The following is a 16,575-nucleotide window of genomic DNA, read 5'->3' on the forward strand; positions in this document are numbered from 1 at the left end:
TTGAGCTGTGTCGCGAAGTGGTTACGTCAATCGGCCTGACAAAATCAGTAACAATTGTTGTGAAAAGCAGTTATAATTGACTGCATACGTACAAATAAAGCTGCCGCGATGACGCGGCACTGCCTATGCGAGGAGTTGATCAATGAAGAATAAGCCCATGAAATCAAAGGTAATTTTTCTGCCCGGCTTCATCGTCGCAGGCGTTGTTATGTCCTATGGCAGTGCTGCTATTGCAGGCTGTCATTCGTTAGAATCGGCGCAAAATGAGCCTGCTCTCGTAACAGAGAACCTAGAATCGCTATCTGCTGAAACTCAAATCGCCATGCAGATCCCGGCACCTTCAGGCCATAAACGCCACCAACCCTACAATCCGATTGCCCGCTCCGGCACTGGCCTCGAAGGCGGTGGCGGTGGCAATGATGGCGGTGGCGGTGGCGGCGGTGGTGGCGGCGGCGGTGGCGGCGGCGGTGGAGGGGGCGGCGGTGGCGGCGGCTGGTAAGCTGCATGTTGCCGATCAGGCCTTTATCTCGATCAGGGAAAGTTGGCGTGTTTAAATGTTTCGGACTTGTTGCCGCTGCCATAGTGGTTGGCGCTTCTCTGTCTTTTGGGAACGCAGTCCGTGCAGAGCCCGCGGCGCCGGTTTCAGCCTGCGACCGTCTGGCGGCGCATCCAGCTGACAGCCAACGCGTCGTCGAGGGTGTGGCGTGGGATCTGATGGATGGCCGTGCTGCCGTGCGTGCGTGCGAAGATGCGGTGAAGCTTCATCCCCAGGAACTCCGGTTTCAGTACCAGCTTGGACGCGCGCTTTTGCGGGCCAAGCGCCGCGACGAGGGCCTGCCTTATCTTTTTGATGTGGCTGAAAAAGGCTACTTGGCTGCCTTTGCCAACATTGGCGGGACCTATCAGTTTGATCTGGGCAATCTTGCCGAGGCACTGAAATGGTATCGCCGTGGCGCAGACCTGCAGGATGTCTCCTCGCAAACCCATCTCGCGGAAATGTATCTCGAAGGTTGGGGCGTTAAACAGGATCTCTCTGAAGCTTTGCGGTGGTTTATGCCGTCGGCGCAGCGCGGTTATGCGCTTTCCGAGTACAAGGTCGGACTCGTTTACCAGCGCGGTGATTCACGGGTGCGCCGTGATTTAGGGCAGGCCGTCGATTGGTTTAACAAGGCGGCCGGACACGGTTTTGCACGGGCTCAGAACGATCTCGGCGTTCTGTATGAGACGGGTGAAGGCGTTGGCCGCAACCTGCGCGAAGCCGCAAAATGGTATCGTCTGGCTGCTGAACAAGGGTGGGCGCTCGCACAGATCAATCTCGCTTTGCTTTATGAGGCGGGAAAAGGCGTTGAAAGGAACCGGGAAGAGGCTTTTTACTGGTACCGTCTCGCGACACAGGCGCGGCGGAACGAGCTCGCGAAAACAGCGCGTGAAGGCGTGAGCCGGACAAGAAAACGCCTTTCGTCCACGCAGATCGCTGCCGTGGATAAACGGATTGATGCCTGGCGTTCAATTTCGCAGGAAGAGTCGGTCCTTGCCGTTCGCCGGGCGAGTGGAACTGGGACTTCCAGCCGTGTTGCCGCTGCCACTGGCGGAAAAACTACGGGCACTGTTGTCGATCCGATCTATACACCGCCGCCAACCGGGGAGGTCGACAAAACCTATCGCCCTGAAGGAACGCAGAGTGGCGTGGCGAAAGCGGAACCGGCTAAGCCGGCAACGTCAAAGAAAACGCAAACTGCAACGGCGGCCGTAAAAGCGCCGCCTGTGCCCGCTGCTGATTTAGAGCCGCCGGAGATCGTTCCGGAGTTTTCGGTTTATGTCGCGGCCAAGAACGCGAATATCAGATCTGCACCGACAGCGGGCGCCGGCCGGATCGGCGGACTACGCCGCGGCGACAATATCACCGTTCTGGGCCGGGTCGTCGGCAAGAATTGGGTCATGGTGAGCACCCAGGACGAACGTATCGGTTATATCTTCGGCGATCTGGTTCAACCGCAAACTGAGCAAAACACACAGGTCGCGGTCAGGTCTCAACCCGAACCGCCGGCGTCTGCAAGCCGCGCAACCAAACCTGAACCAGCGGACGTAGCCGGGCTCGGCCGGTACCACGCTCTGGTGATCGGCATCAACGCCTACGAAAATCTTCCCCGTCTGGAAACAGCGATCAACGACGCCCGTGCTGTTGGCCAGGTGCTGGAGGATGCCTATGGATATAAGGTCAGACTGCTGCTCGATGCGACGCGCGCTGATATTATCCGTGCACTTGACGACTATCGGAAAAGCCTGACGGACAAGGACAATCTGCTGATCTATTACGCAGGCCATGGCTATTTGGATACTGGGTCCGATCGCGGTTTCTGGTTGCCGGTTGATGCTTCGGGCGAGACTCAGGTCAGTTGGCTCTCGAACGTCACAATAACCGACTCCTTGAAGGCGATTGAGGCAAAGCATGCGATGCTGATCGTGGACAGCTGTTATTCAGGTACGCTTACCCGCGGTCTGAAAGTGACCCTGCGTGGTCCCGAGGCAGAGCAGCAACTGCTGCAGAAACGCGTCCGTGTCGTTCTTACGTCGGGCGGCCTGGAGCCGGTTGTCGACGGCGGCGGCGGCAACCATTCCGTCTTTGCCAAGGCGGTGCTCGATGCCCTGCGGTCAAACAAAGGACGCATGAAGGGGACTGAACTTGCGCTGCAGGTCCGTCGACCTGTGATGCTGGCAGCAAACCAAAAGCCGGATTATTCGGACCTCAGGTTTGCGGGGCATGAAGGAGGCGACTTCGTTTTTGCCGCCCAGCGTTAAGGACGGACGAACCCAGTTAAGTGGGACCGGCCAGAAATTCACCAGAACAGCAGGTCACAAGAACGTAATTCAAATCCAAAGAACACCCTCTAACGAATTGAGTTAGAGGGTGTTTTGTTTTTTAATTCGGCATAAAACCGATCAGGTTCTATAGGGCGTCGAGCATTATGGCCCGCTTGCGGCTGTACTCCGCCTCGGATATCAAACGTTCATTGATCAGGTCGTTCAAGAGGACCAGACCTTGCTTGGCATCCATATCCTGCGCGTTGATCTTTGACAGTATGCCTGCGCGCGCCTGAACGAATTCTTCAGGATTGATCTTACCCTGACGGAACAGAGTATTGGTTTCCCTGAGTTGATCGGCAATTCCGGCCGACTGTCCGCCACCCAGTAAGGCTGCCCGCTTTCTTTCGTACTCGGCTTCGGAAATCAAATTCAACTGCCGCAGTTCGTCAAGCTTCTTGAGACGTGCTGCCGTATCGCCTGTAGCAGGGGCAGCCGCCGGCGCCGTGACTGCCGGTGCCTTGACTACTGCGGTTTGTGTGGCTGGTTTGCTTGCTGTACTCGTCGCAACCTTTGGAGCGGGTGCGGGCGTAGGTGCAGGTGTTGCCGCACCAGCTTCTTTCAGCAGGCCGCTAAAAATATACCCGGTTGTGCCGTTATCGAGGGGAAGCGCGTACCAGCGTTCTCCACCGACGTCGACATAGCCGTCAACCGAAATGCGAGTTCCGTTGCCGAGACGGCCGATACGAGCCGCTTTACGGGATGGCTCTTCACGGATGTTGGCATTGACGACCGCACGCATGCGGGATGGGCTTGGCACCACTGCTATTTGCGTTCTGGCTTGTGAGCCTCCAGCACTTGCCGCACCGCCATCCGCGACCACAGCGTCTGCGGCTACGCCTTCTGCGGAAGCCAATTCACATTCGACCTCAGCCCCATTGGAATCGGTGTATTTCCAACTTAAGGGAAATCCGAGATCGGGGGCATATTGGACATCGAGATTTGAGGAATAGACATTGACCCAGCGGGACTCGTTTACGCTGACGACCTTGAGGTCGCCGAAGGCTCTGTTGTAGACGGTTTCGCGCCCCAGAACGGAAACCGTGTAGTCCCATTCCAAACGTTCCTTGCGGCGGCGTTCCGTTACATATCCGGAATATTTGCCTCCTATGGAAAGAGATTGCAGCTGCTGGAAGTCGCTCGGAATGTCGGGCATTGCCGATTCGTTTCCTCGCATACTCTGCTTCGACATCATAGTCGTAACCAGCAGGTGCGGGGGTTTCTCGTACCAGTTCCGGTCGATTCCGTCATAAACTTCGACGCGGACCGACGAGCCGCTGCTGGAGATAACCGAATAGATTTCTTCGTAATTGGCGTTCACGCTAGAGGAACAATCGAAGGTGTATTTTGCACCGACCGGCGGCGGCTTTATCTGACCCAATGCCGGATAAGAGAGCGACAAAGTTGCTCCGACGACACCCGAAACAATAATTGTAGCACGCTGAAAAACCATAAATTCCGGCCCCCAAACTCAATGATCTGCGAGAATTAACGCCTCATTCCTCGAATCTGTTGTTATTGTAGTGACGCATACAAAAACAGGCAAGAGAACCAGCAGGGGCGGCGTTATGAAAGTTAAGACGACAGGGGGGCGGTTGACCGCAGTGTTTATTGCTGGGCTGCTACTGAGTTTATTGCAGTCGCCGGCAGGAGCACGTGCAGATGTCGCCGCGACCTGGCAGCGCTCCTATGTTTCCATTCCGGGGCATATATTTGGCGGCCGGCCTATTCTTGGAAAATGGCGTGATCGCTTTGTTCAGCGTGGAATTCAGGGGATTCCACCCGGAACCAATATGGCAGCGATTATTTTTCTGCACGGCTGTAACGGCATTGCCCGGGAGGAAGAAGCGGCCCGCCTGGTTTTTATGGAAGCCGGTTATGCGACGTTTTTCCCGGATAGCTTCGCCAGGTCGCATCGCCGGTCAAACTGTTCGGTTGCCGATCATCGGACCGCACTGGCACCCGAAGCCCACCGCTATCGGGTCGAAGAAATTGAATATGCGCTTCAACAGGTTCGCGCTCTCCCCTGGATCGATCAATCGCGTGTTTTCGTGATGGGCTTCAGCGAGGGAGGAATGGCGGTTGCCAATTATCCCGGCATTAGCCTGGCGGGCCTGGTCATTACGGGCTGGCACTGCCAAGGGCGTCCACCGAACGTCGGAATAAAATCTGACGCTGCTGTTCCCGTGCTAGCGATACTCGGGGGTGATGATCCCTGGTATGCGGCAAAGCGCGGCGAGCACTGCGGCCAGGTGTTTAATGGACGTCCCGATGCGACTTCGCTTGTTTTGCCCGGTAACGGGCATGCCATCGTCAATTCACCAATTCTGGAGAATGCCGAGCGCGCAAAACAGGCCATCATATCCTTTTTGGAGGCCCATTAAGGCCCCCGAGTGTCGGCCGTATCCGTCGCTGGGAAGGCGTTCGTTGTTGAAGGACGGCTGTTAGAGTTTTACCTGGCGCAATCCAGACCGCTCGGGCTTTAGCTCTGTGCCTTGGGGGCAGGCATCACCGCACAGTATTGTTGTTTCTTTTTAAGCTGCGAACAGATCTGGCGCGCTGCAGACTTGTCCTCGAACGGACCGGCCAACACCCGGAAAAAAACGCCTTTTTTTCCCAAGTCTGCGCGTTCGACATCGAGCTCCAGGCCACTCAGCTGTTTTGGAAAAGCGGATTTCAGCTGCGACCATTCCTGCATCGCGGCCTCTTTGCTCTTATTCGACGAAAGATGGACCGCCATCGCTGGCTTATGATCTGAGGAGTGCTGTTTTGCCTCTTTATGCTGCGTGGCCGATTCGGGATTTTTCGCCGATGGCTTATGGGGTGCTTTGCCGGCCGTCTGTGGATAGAGGTTGTGAGCCGCGCCGCCATGTGAAGTATCGGCTGGCGCTTTTGCATGCGCGTCGGTCATTGGCTTGTCCGATGTGACAACCGGCACTTTTGCCGCCGTGCTCGCGACCACGGTCGGTTGAGGGGTGGGTTTACTTTGAGCAGGGGCCGGGGCGTTCATGGGAACTGCCGCAGGGGCTTGGGCGGGAACCGCTTCTACCAATGCCGGGGCCATCTGCCCGTCGTGCAATTCCTCTTCGCCATGAATTTTGGCGCGAATTGGCTTGATGACGTCACTTCGAAACCAGGCTTCGACGTCATTACCCCAGCCTTTCGTGTCGTCATAGACCTGTGCGCAACCTGTCAGGCCGAGTAACGCAAAGAGGGTGATCATCGCGACCGGCCGTACGGTCGCTGGTTTCTTTCCAAGAGACATCATGTGGTTACCGTCGGTTTCTTGTGACCCGGAAAAACGCGAGCCGGATTGGGGATTCTGAACCTGCAAGAGGATGACGGCAGAATATTCGCTTTATGGTGTAGGAAACTTTAACGCCGGGAACGCCCGCAGGAAGCCGTGCCAAAAACTGGCGGACGAGCTTGAGAAACGGCGGCTCTAGGGGGCCGGTATTAGGTCGAGGCGGGGCTTTTTTGACCGCTTAGAACGACGGATCGTTCGCCCGGATGAATTCAGAAATGCCCGGCCTGATCTTTTCGCGCCAGCGGCGGCCATTGAATATGCCGTAATGGCCGACCTGCTTTTGCAGGAGGTGGGCCCGTTTCTCTTCCGGAAGTGAACTGCAGAGGTCGTGGGCGGCGTAGGTCTGTGCGGGGGACGAAATATCGTCGAGTTCGCCTTCGACCGTCATGAGAGCGGTCTTTTTGATCTTGGCCGGGTCGACGGTCTGGCCCTTCCAGCGCATGGTGCCGTTCGGCAAGTGATGCTGCTGAAACACGCATTCCAGAGTTTCAAGATAGAACTCGGACGTGATGTCCATCACGGCGAGGTATTCATCGTAGAAACGCCGGTGCGCATCGGCGGAATCGCCGTCACCCTTGATGAGGTGCTGGAACATCTGCACGTGGGCATTGACGTGCCGCATCGCGTTCATGGAGATGAATGCGCCAAGTTGCATGAAGCCGGGATAAACCTCGCGGGCGGCGCCCGGGTAGTAGAGCGGAACCTTGGCGACCATGTTCCGCTTGAACCATTCGAGCGGACGGCTGCTGGCGAGCTTTGTGACTTCGGTTTCCGAAGCGGTGGTATCGACTGGCCCCCCCATAAGCGTCATCGTCAGCGGTTGGCAGGGATCCTTGTCAGCGGCCATAAGTGCCACGGTCGCCAAAACCAGCGGCGCAGGCTGACAAACCGCAATGACGTGCACGTCGTCACCCAGGTGATGGAAGAAGTCCATCAGATAGCTGATGTACTCGTCCAGGCCGAAGCGGCCTTCACTGAGTGGGACTGTGCGAGCATCCGTCCAGTCGGTAACGTAAACATCGTGAGCGGGCAGGAGGGCCTTTACCGTCCCCCTGAGCAGGGTCGCATGATGCCCAGACATGGGGGCGACCAGCAGGACTTTTGGGTCCTTATTCTTGGTTTCGCGCTCAAAGTGGAGCAGGTCGCCGAAACCACGGTGCATCGCGACCTTTTCGGTGACCTTGATACGTTTGCCGTCAATTACCGTGTCGGGCAGGCCCCACGCCGGTTTTCCTCGATGCCGAATGGCGCCATCCAAAACGTCGGCGCCGGCAGCAAAGGCCTGACCCAGGCTGGTGTAGGAAAGCGGCACCATGGGATGCTGGAACATGCTGCGTGTTGCTTTGGCGAGTGCACGCATTGGCGCAAGCGCGGCATTGTTCATCTCATGGTAGGCATACAGCATTACGATCGACTCCGCGTTGACCTCTTGTTGACGTCCCATCAGGCCGTTGCCGCAATCCTGTTCAAGCCTCTTATTGTGCCTGATTGCCAGTCATAACGACGACCTGAAGCTGTCTCCTCCCGGGTCCCCTAAGCAGATATCTCTTCGCCTTCGATACCACGAATGCCACACGTTAGCATATTGGGGTTAACACGGACTTTGGTTCTTAAAGAAAGCAACTTTATGACCCCGGACTTACCTTAAACGAAATTTCCGGAACCAAGGCAAGTAAAACAATTGTCCATTAAGGGCAAAAAGAGCAATTAACCATTTGAATTTTCGGTATTTCGTAAATTGGTATTTTATTAATGCCAATATTGTTTAGGTGCAGCGTAACCGCTACTGAAGCGTTTTATATCAGTATTCTGCGGCATCTAATTCACGCAGCAAACGATAATTTGAACGGGTATTTTTTTTAGATGAGGGATATCTGAGATTGTGCTCGCCCTGCGATCGCTTGAGGGCGCTTTTCTGAGACTTCTTCTCTCGTTTTCGCCCGCTCCGTGTCAGGAAGCGACGCGATCATGCGCCCCGAGTCGGTCAACTTGCAAACCAGCCAGTCGGGTTTCAGCGGGTTATTGAACCAGGGTTCTGCCCAGCCTTGATCGATGCAGCTTTTGATGGTCCGGGAGGAGTATTCCTGACCCTCTCTGTTAAAGAGCGGCAGCTTTCCTCCAGGCTGATCGAGACCGCGGCGCAGCCATGCTTTTTGGGACCGGGAAGGACGTGCCGGGCGTTTAAGCAACATTGAGCGTACCTCCGGTCAGGCTGATGCGGCTGAAACCGCCAGCTCCGAATGCCAATGTCACTTCATCCGCCATCTCAAGTATCCCCAAAAGTCTCGTGATTGCAGCGGCATGTTAGGACAGATTAAGGCGATAAGAAAGGGGCAGGTGGCGGAGTAATCCGGACTCTTCGCTCCCGGAATTGCACCGAAAACAAGGTTTTAACTGTGCTAGATAATTGATTCTTAAGAGCGATACACTCCGCATCTATTTTATCAGTGGTTGCTGTGAAGATTAGCGAGAAATTTTCTATAAAATACTGAATTTACATAATAAAAACAGATTTAATCGGGTAATATACCTCACACCAATTTAGCCCTCTATCTTAATCTGAGGTTGTTGGCTAAGGTCGAATTTCATTCGATACGGTTGGTTTAGAGGCTGGCGTGCATATTCTTTTGGGGTTTTTGGCGGTTGTCGGTGTTGCTGTTGCGTGGATTTGGCGGGCGAGGAATGCGGCGTCGGCGGCAAAGGAGGTGGTCGAGGTTGCGGATGATGTCCGTGCCGCGGTTCGGCGTTTCGGATATCGGCGTATTGCGGATAAAAACCCACTTGATACCGTGGAAGACCCGCGCTTGTCGGCGGCAGGCATATTAGCAGCCATCGCAAAGATGGATGGCGATTACACCCGTGAACAAATGACTGCGATACAGCAGGAATGCGGGCGCGTTTTTAGTGCGTCGGATAAAGATGCAGAACAGTTTACCGCTTACGGGCGTTGGCTGGCGCAACAGTCGGCCAATCCCGATGAAGTGGTCCGCAGGCTGTCCGGCAATTTGTCGAAAAACTTGGCGGCCAATGAGAGGCAGGAATTGCTGGGGATGGTTGAGCGGGTCTCGGCGATTGAAGGTCGAGGGGCTACGGACGAGCAAATTCTGGCACTCAAGCGGCTCCGCGAATCTTTGGGCTGAAACGACGTAATCCGGTCTGCTTTGACTTTACCGCACTGCAGCAAAGGTATAAAACTTTCTCGCGTAATCCCGCATGATCTTTGCTGACACAGACCACCCTGACTGGTGCCCGCCCTGACGAATTCTTCAAAGACCCATCGCTATCAGACAGCGCTCTCTGAGTTGGATCAGCTTGGCCGCCGGCGGGCTCTTGCGCCCAGGCAGGGTATCGACTTCAGCTCAAACGATTATCTCGCCCTAAGCGAGGCGCCATCCATGCGTGAGGCAATGATCGACGCCCTCGAACGCGGGGTGGCCGTCGGTTCGGGCGGGTCACGGCTGTTGCGCGGGAATCACCCTGAACATGAGGCCCTGGAGGCTGAAGCGGCCACCTTTTTCGGTGCCGAGCGCGCACTGTTTCTAGGTGGCGGTTACATCGCCAACTTTGCATTGCTCACGGCCTTGCCCCAGCGCGGCGATCTGCTGGTCTATGACGCCCTGATTCACGCAAGTTGCCATGAAGGGATGCGTGCGGGCCGGGCCGAATATCTGGAAGCTGCACACAATGACCCGCAGGCAGTCGAGGATATTATCCGCGATTGGCGGTACAAAGGGGGTAAGGGGTGCGTCTGGATTGCTGTCGAGAGCCTCTACAGTATGGATGGGGATCGGGCGGCATTGGCTGACTTTCTTGCAGTCGCTGACCGTCACGATGCCTTTCTGCTGATTGATGAGGCCCATGCCACCGGTGTATTCGGGCCAATGGGCAGGGGATTGTCGGCTGCTTACGAGGGCCGGGAGAATGTCATCTGCCTGCACACCTGCGGCAAAGCGCTCGGCGCCCATGGTGCTCTGATTTGTGCTCCCTCCGTTCTTTGCGAATTTCTGGTCAACCGCTCGCGCCCATTTATTTATGCAACGGCTCCGTCACCTCTCATGGCCTCGGCTGTGCGGCATGCCTTGAAGCTGTTGCAGACTGAACCGGAACGCCAAAACAAACTGGCAAACCTTGTCGAGTTTGCGCACCGAGAGTTGGTCACTCGTTGTGGGATGGAGGGCAGCGGATCGCAGATTTTGCCGGTGATTGTCGGTGGGAATGCCCGTGCAATGAAACTGGCTGCGGCCCTTCAGTCTCATGGGTTCGATATCCGGGGCATACGTCCGCCAACCGTTCCCGAGGGGACGTCGCGGCTGCGGATTGCTCTGACGCTCCACGTCGATGAATTGCAGGTAACGGATATGATCGACTGCTTGGCGATGCACCTGAAAGCCAATCCGCAATGACGGCTGGGTTTATCGTAACCGGTACCGACACCGGCATTGGCAAGACCGCGTTTTCGGCCATGTTGACCCAGGCACTGAACGGAAGCTATTTCAAGCCTATCCAAGCCGGCTTGGAGGAGGAAACCGACAAAGAGGCTGTGAGTCGACTGACGGGCCTGCCAGGTTCAAAGATCCTGCCGGAAACTTATCGCCTGAATACCCCGGCTTCACCGCATGTCTCTGCGGAGATAGATGGCATTGAAATTGACGTTGAACGCTTGGTTCTGCCTGAGATCGAAGGCCCATTGATCGTTGAGGGGGCGGGAGGGCTGCTGGTGCCTGTGACGCGCGAGACGCTGTATATCGATGTCTTCGCTAGTTGGTCGCTGCCCGTCATCCTTTGCGCCAGAACGGCTTTGGGGGCGATCAATCACGCACTTCTATCTCTGGAAGCTCTCAAATCACGAGGGATGACGATCCATGGGATTGTTTTTATCGGCGACTCAGTGCCGGACACCGAACGAACGATCTGTGAGATGGGTAACGTCCGCCGCTTAGGTCGCCTGCCGCGCCTGGCGGCACTCAACAGCGCCAGTCTTGCGGAGACATTTTCGCAAAACTTCCGTTCGTCCGATTTTTTCGGGTAACCGCCGTTAAACGTTAATAGGGACACTTGTGACGATGCAACGCACAGCTTCGCCTGTTTGGCATCCTTTCACCCAGCACGCCATCACGCCGAAAATTCCAATGATTGAGCGGGGTGACGGCATCTATCTCTATGCGGCTGACGGGACGCGCTACATCGATGCGATTTCTTCCTGGTGGGTAATCACGCACGGGCATTGTTATCCGCGCATTCAGGCGGCGATCCGGGCCCAGACCGAAAAGCTCGATCAGGTCATCTTCGCCGGATACACCCATGAACCGGCGGAAGAATTGGCGCGGCGGCTGGTCGAGGTCACGCCGGATGGTTTGGACTACGTCTTCTATTCGGACAGCGGTTCGACCAGCGTCGAAGTCGCGTTGAAGATGGCGCTTGGTTACTGGGCCCACTGCGGCGCAGCGCGGAAGCGCATACTGGTCCTGGAGAACAGTTATCACGGCGATACAATCGGGACTATGTCGGTCGGCGAGCGCGGTGTTTTCAATCAGCCATACGAACCACTGTTGTTCGATGTCCAGTCTATTCCCTTTCGGGCGGCGGGCAGGGAACAGGATACTCTGGATGCTTTGGAACGTGCCTGTAATGCGCCGGACACGCCCGCGGCCTTCATCGTCGAGCCGCTGGTGCTCGGTGCCGGGGGAATGCTGATGTATTCACCGGAAGTGCTCCGCGAGATGAAGCGGATCTGCGCAGCAAAGGACGTACTCTTCATCGCAGACGAAGTCATGACCGGCTGGGGCCGCACAGGGACTCTCTTCGCCTGTGAGCAAGCCGGTGTCGTGCCGGACATTGCCTGCTACTCCAAAGGCATTACCGGCGGCGCACTGCCCCTGGCCGTAACAATGTGTGCGGCAAGGATCTTCGACGCCCATTATTCGGAAGACCGGCGCAAGACCTTCTTCCACTCGAGCTCTTATACCGCGAACCCGGTGGCGTGCGCGGCTGGTCTGGAAAACATGCGGATCTGGCAGGAAGAACCCGTTGGCGAACGTATTGCCGCAATCGAAGCCATGCACGAACGCCGTCTTGCCGAAGTTCGCAGCGACGGTCGCTTTGAGAATGTGCGCCGGCGCGGCACCATTGCGGCAATGGACGTGAAGGTTGATAGCGCCGGCTATCTCGCTGGTGTCGGTCCAAAGATGCTCGCTTATTTCCAATCGCAGGGATTGCTGCTGCGCCCTCTCGGCAACACGGTTTATCTCATGACCCCCTATTGCATCAGCGAAGCTGATATGGATCTGTTGTACGACACGATTCTGGCCTGCGTAGGCGAAGTCACCGGGGGTTAGCACTCGGGCAGTTGTTATCGTCTGCAGTAACCGCTTAGGGGAGACAGGTTCGGAGAACGGCGTTAGAGTTTCGCCATGACTAAAAGAATTTTCCACCCCGTCGGCTTCAGTAATCGATTGGTGCCGCAATGACTGCGGCGGACGGAACCGTCAGCAGCGATGTCACCCTGCCAGCTGAGATCTTGACTGCCTTTGTCAGCAATACGTTTGCTGCGGCTGGCGCGGGTTCCGGTGAGGCGGCGGCAATTGCCGAAAATCTAGTGGGCGCAAATCTGGCTGGACACGACAGTCATGGCGTGGTGCGTGTACCGCGCTACCTGGAGGCGGTGAAGCAAGGCAGCATGCATTTCGGCCGGTCGGTCGAGACTGTCATTGACGGTGGCGCCTTTGCTCTTATCGACGGCCAATTCGGTTTCGGACAGGTCATAGGGCAGCAGGCTGTCGATATCGGCTTGGAGAAGGCACGGAAGCATTCGGTTTCCGTCATTGCGCTCAGAAATGCCGGGCATCTCGGCCGCATCGGCGCCTGGGCGGAATACGCTTGTGCCGCTGGATTGGTCTCCATTCATTTCGTCAATGTCGCCCGCAGTCTGCTCGTTGCGCCCTTTGGTTCGGGTGAGCGCCGAATGTCTACGGCACCGGTTGCGATCGGTGTCGTCAATGCCGGGGGCGACGACTTTATACTCGACTTTGCAACTTCTAAGGTGGCCGAAGGCAAGGTTTTGATGGCATTGAAAGGCGGCAAGCCCACCGTGCCCGGAAGCCTGGTGGACGCGAACGGGCAGCCCACCCATGATCCTCTGGCACTCTATGGCCCGGTGCCGGAAGACAGCGTGCCCGACCCGCGTGCGGGATCCGGTGCGCTCGTCGCCATGGGCGACCACAAGGGGTCGGGACTGGCCTTGGCTTGCGAGCTGCTTGCCGGTGCGCTGACCGGTTCGGGTACGAGTGGGCCCGGGTCGGGACCCTATAACGGCATGCTGTCGATTTATCTGTCCCCAGACGCCATGGATGACAGGCAGGGGATTGGCCATGCCGTTGCGGACTACATCGAGTTTGTCCGCTCGGCGCGACCCGCCGATCCGCAAGCGCCGGTGATGATCCCCGGGGATCCCGAACGTAAGGCACGGGCAAAACGCTTGTCCGAGGGCGTTCCGTTGCCGCGCCCGACATGGGACAGCCTGATCTTGGCTGCGCGTGAGAGCGGCGTGAGGGATCTGAATATTCCAGAAGCCCTGTAAGATCTCCATTGAAAGAATTGAGAGAGAAGCTATGACCGCGCCCACGTTAGACGACCTGAAAATCCTGACACAATGGGATACACCGACGATCTGTAATGCGCTTGAGATCGTTGTTCCGGAAAGACGCGGCTATGGCTTTAGCGTGAAACCCTTTTCCTGCCTGTATCCTGATATGGCGCCGATCTGCGGTTATGCCCGGACGGCTAAAATCAGGGCCGCGGTGCCGGATTTGGGTTCGAACCCAAGTCGGGTGCCCTACTATGAATATGTCGCTGCAGGACCACATCCCACCATTGTTGTGATCGAGGATCTGGATCCGAGTCCCGGAATCGGCGCTTTTTGGGGAGAAGTGCATACCGCGGTCCACAAGGGCCTGGGGGCGCTCGGCGTGGTGACCAGCGGATCTTACCGGGATCTTCCGGACAGTGCGCCGGGCTTTCAAGTGCTGGGCGGCATGGTTGGCCCGAGCCATGCTTTCTGTCACGAAGTCGAGTTTGGAACGTCCGTGAATGTTCATGGCATGGAGGTCAGCCATGGAGATGTGATCCATGCCGACCGTCATGGCGCCGTTGTCGTCCCGGAATCGGCGGTACAGGAAATTCCCGAAGCCGTCGATCTAATTGCACGGCGCGAGGCAAAAATTCTCCACGCGGCGCGCGCGGAGGGATTTGGCATCGAAGCTTTGAAGAAAGCCCTTTCAGAGGCGAGCGAAATCCATTGATGAGCTCCCCTGTATGCTGCGCCAACACCTGATCGTTGCAGGGTTAAAAGTGAGCCGGCCTCTGTTTCATGTGGTCAAGCCGCCAACTCCGAGACCAGATCCTGCAACCAGGGCCAGTTGCTGCCGGCACGGTCATTGATAACCAGGTATACTCTGCGCGAGAAACTAGGCGCATCCGGAACCGGGTGAAGAGCTTTTTCAGCGATGTAGTGTTCAACAAGACGCTCGGGCAGATAGGCTGAGCCGCCGGCATCCAGCAGATACTCCAAGGCCCATACCGCGCATCCGAAAGTAACACTGGGTGTTTCGCTATCCGCATAAGTCTCGGCATGACGACGGCGAAAGTCTTCGCCGCTGTCTACGTAGATGTAATTGGGATCCCATCGCATGAGCGCGCGTGGCTCTGTCGAAACCAGAAGCAGCCGTTCTTCGCACAGTGCAGTCGCTGTCTGGTTTTCGTGAACCGAGGGTGCGTAACAGAGAGCGGCATCGACCAGTCCCGTGCCCAGCCATTTGTCGAGGTCGCCTTGTTCTCCGGGCCAGGCGGAGAGGGCTGTGCTGGGGGAACGTTGCCGAATTTCGTCAAATGTCGTGCGCCCCAAGGCTGGCCAGAGATCGATATGACATCCAATGTTGCAAATCGCCTGGATCTCCGGCGGCAGAGAGGTTTCCTGCTGTGCCTGGCGCCAGAGGTCGGTCATGACCTGGGCGTAGCGTTGGAATTTGAAGCCCGGCGAGGTCAACTCGGCGCCGGATTTACGCCGGTGAAACAGCTTCTGACCGAGGTCGTTTTCCAGGCTCTTGAGCCGAGCAGTCACTGTGGATTGAGTCACATTGAGCTTTTCGGCGGCGCGGATCAGATTGCCGGTTTCGACAATGGCCAGGAAGGTTCGCAGTGCTGCGATGTTCATGAATTCGTTCCACATTAATTCGGGAATTTCGAATTATACTAGCAAAATAATTCGTTATTCGAATATGAAAACCTGCCTCATAATCGCTGTCGTGGCGGCTGACGCCGCTGATTCTTCCCGTTGGAGACACCCATGAAGTTCAGTCAGCAGCTTTCGGCTTACTATCCCGAAAAGAGTTACGGCGGGGCGCAGCTTTATCGTGACATGTTGAACCAGGCGATCCTGGCGGACAGTCTCGGATACGACGCTGTCTCTTTGACCGAACATCATTTAATCAACATTCTGCTGATGCCGGCGCCTCTGCAGTTTGCTGTAAAGATCGCGGACGCCACGGCGCGGGTGAAGATTATGACCTCGGTGGTCGTATTGCCGCTCCACGACATGCGCATCTATGCAGGCGAAGTGATCGCCGCCGAGATTTTCACCGACGGCCGATTGATGCTGGGCGTTGGACGCGGTGCTTTTGGCTACGAAATGAACAGGCTAGGCGTACCGCTCGAAACCAGCCGGGAAAAGTTTGACGAATCCCTGAACCTTTTGGTCGCACTGCTGTCGGAAGAAGAGGTGTCCTGGGACGGCAAATATTACAAGTTTGATGCTCTGACTGTGATGCCACGGCCTATGTCCGGGACGGGTCCGGCGATCATGATGGCAGTCCTGGCGCCTGAAGCAATTTATCACTGCACGAAACGCGGGTTTCACATCCAGACGACGCCTTTATCTGGCGACCATAAGTTAATGCTGAACCAGGTCGATGCCTTTCAGCGCGGCAAGGCTGAGCTGGGCGAGGCGGGCAAACATTTAACTCTCTCACTCTCCCGTGTTGCTTTCATGGCAAAGAACGAAGCCGATCGGCACTCGAAGATCCAGGCGGCCTATGATTACTACAGTCGCTTTGACAACGTTTTTACGGGACCGGGTATCGTTGAGAATGGGATGATCGCACCTTTACCGCGCAGCCAGACGATGGCGGAGCTTGCCGACAGCCTTCTGATCTGCACACCAAGCGAGATGATCGACAAATTGGCGCCTTATGCGGAAGCAGGGATCGACAGGGTCATCTTGAATATGAACTTCGGCGCAAGCCAGGCTGAAACCGAAGAATCGATCCGGTGTTTCGCTGAAGAGGTCATGCCGCACTTTCTCAATGAGCCGGGTTCTCTGGATGCCGCCAATGCCGCAGAATGAAGACTGCAAA

At 56.5% G+C, this 16,575-nt stretch carries 15 protein-coding genes; 10 read left to right on the forward strand and 5 right to left on the reverse strand.

What is annotated here, in order from left to right:
• Positions 1-142: 142 nt before the first annotated feature.
• Together QMZ18_RS25450 and QMZ18_RS25455 are read left to right on the forward strand one after the other, a co-directional pair.
• A complete protein-coding gene (locus QMZ18_RS25450; protein WP_282609186.1) occupies positions 143-499 on the forward strand; it encodes a hypothetical protein in 357 nt (118 codons plus the stop codon).
• A gap of 47 nt (positions 500-546) precedes the next feature.
• Positions 547-2,799: a caspase family protein gene (locus QMZ18_RS25455; RefSeq protein WP_282609187.1), complete on the forward strand. Its 2,253-nt coding sequence runs from the start codon at positions 547-549 to the stop codon at positions 2,797-2,799.
• Between the two features lie 148 nt (positions 2,800-2,947).
• Here QMZ18_RS25455 and QMZ18_RS25460 read toward each other — a convergent pair whose 3' ends face one another.
• On the reverse strand, positions 2,948-4,315 hold the full coding sequence (locus QMZ18_RS25460) for an SH3 domain-containing protein (RefSeq protein WP_282609188.1): 1,368 nt from the start codon (positions 4,313-4,315) through the stop codon (positions 2,948-2,950).
• Between the two features lie 115 nt (positions 4,316-4,430).
• Here QMZ18_RS25460 and QMZ18_RS25465 point away from each other — a divergent pair, with 115 nt between their 5' ends.
• A complete protein-coding gene (locus QMZ18_RS25465) occupies positions 4,431-5,246 on the forward strand; it encodes a dienelactone hydrolase family protein (RefSeq protein ID WP_282609189.1) in 816 nt (271 codons plus the stop codon).
• Positions 5,247-5,344: 98 nt separating this feature from the next.
• On the opposite strand, the gene QMZ18_RS25470 is transcribed toward QMZ18_RS25465, so the two are convergent.
• From QMZ18_RS25470 to QMZ18_RS25480, 3 genes are all read right to left on the reverse strand, one after another.
• Positions 5,345-6,085, reverse strand: coding sequence for an SPOR domain-containing protein (locus tag QMZ18_RS25470; protein WP_282609190.1), 741 nt, complete (start codon positions 6,083-6,085; stop codon positions 5,345-5,347).
• A 262-nt stretch (positions 6,086-6,347) separates the two neighbouring features.
• Positions 6,348-7,613 carry a polyhydroxyalkanoate depolymerase gene (locus QMZ18_RS25475; protein ID WP_282609191.1) on the reverse strand — a complete coding sequence of 422 codons (1,266 nt, stop codon included), beginning with the start codon at positions 7,611-7,613 and terminating at the stop codon, positions 6,348-6,350.
• Between the two features lie 415 nt (positions 7,614-8,028).
• Entirely contained in the window at positions 8,029-8,361 is a 333-nt protein-coding gene (locus QMZ18_RS25480; protein ID WP_282609192.1) for a hypothetical protein, read from the reverse strand.
• A gap of 423 nt (positions 8,362-8,784) precedes the next feature.
• Between QMZ18_RS25480 and QMZ18_RS25485 the strand changes: the two genes are divergently transcribed.
• The 6 genes from QMZ18_RS25485 to QMZ18_RS25510 all read left to right on the forward strand — a co-directional run bounded on the left by QMZ18_RS25485 (position 8,785) and on the right by QMZ18_RS25510 (position 14,466).
• On the forward strand, positions 8,785-9,309 hold the full coding sequence (locus tag QMZ18_RS25485; RefSeq protein ID WP_282609193.1) for a hypothetical protein: 525 nt from the start codon (positions 8,785-8,787) through the stop codon (positions 9,307-9,309).
• 105 nt (positions 9,310-9,414) lie between these two features.
• Positions 9,415-10,572, forward strand: coding sequence for an 8-amino-7-oxononanoate synthase (locus QMZ18_RS25490; protein WP_322097286.1), 1,158 nt, complete (start codon positions 9,415-9,417; stop codon positions 10,570-10,572).
• The gene (bioD, locus tag QMZ18_RS25495) at positions 10,569-11,198 is read left to right on the forward strand and encodes a dethiobiotin synthase (RefSeq protein WP_282609194.1); all 630 of its coding nucleotides are present in this window, start codon (positions 10,569-10,571) and stop codon (positions 11,196-11,198) included. The genes QMZ18_RS25490 and bioD overlap by 4 nt, the downstream gene beginning before the upstream one ends.
• Positions 11,199-11,232: 34 nt before the next feature.
• The gene (locus QMZ18_RS25500; protein ID WP_282609195.1) at positions 11,233-12,504 is read left to right on the forward strand and encodes an adenosylmethionine--8-amino-7-oxononanoate transaminase; all 1,272 of its coding nucleotides are present in this window, start codon (positions 11,233-11,235) and stop codon (positions 12,502-12,504) included.
• A 128-nt stretch (positions 12,505-12,632) separates the two neighbouring features.
• Complete coding sequence (locus QMZ18_RS25505; RefSeq protein WP_282609196.1) at positions 12,633-13,745, forward strand: malate/lactate/ureidoglycolate dehydrogenase; 1,113 nt, start codon at positions 12,633-12,635, stop codon at positions 13,743-13,745.
• 31 nt (positions 13,746-13,776) lie between these two features.
• Positions 13,777-14,466 carry an RraA family protein gene (locus QMZ18_RS25510; RefSeq protein ID WP_282609197.1) on the forward strand — a complete coding sequence of 230 codons (690 nt, stop codon included), beginning with the start codon at positions 13,777-13,779 and terminating at the stop codon, positions 14,464-14,466.
• A 74-nt stretch (positions 14,467-14,540) separates the two neighbouring features.
• On the opposite strand, the gene QMZ18_RS25515 is transcribed toward QMZ18_RS25510, so the two are convergent.
• On the reverse strand, positions 14,541-15,377 hold the full coding sequence (locus tag QMZ18_RS25515) for a LysR family transcriptional regulator (RefSeq protein WP_282609198.1): 837 nt from the start codon (positions 15,375-15,377) through the stop codon (positions 14,541-14,543).
• A 132-nt stretch (positions 15,378-15,509) separates the two neighbouring features.
• Here QMZ18_RS25515 and QMZ18_RS25520 point away from each other — a divergent pair, with 132 nt between their 5' ends.
• Positions 15,510-16,565: an LLM class flavin-dependent oxidoreductase gene (locus QMZ18_RS25520; RefSeq protein WP_282609199.1), complete on the forward strand. Its 1,056-nt coding sequence runs from the start codon at positions 15,510-15,512 to the stop codon at positions 16,563-16,565.
• Positions 16,566-16,575: the final 10 nt, after the last annotated feature.

Source organism: Pelagibius sp. Alg239-R121 (genome assembly GCF_947331435.1).
Classification (GTDB): Bacteria; Pseudomonadota; Alphaproteobacteria; order Kiloniellales; family Kiloniellaceae; genus Denitrobaculum.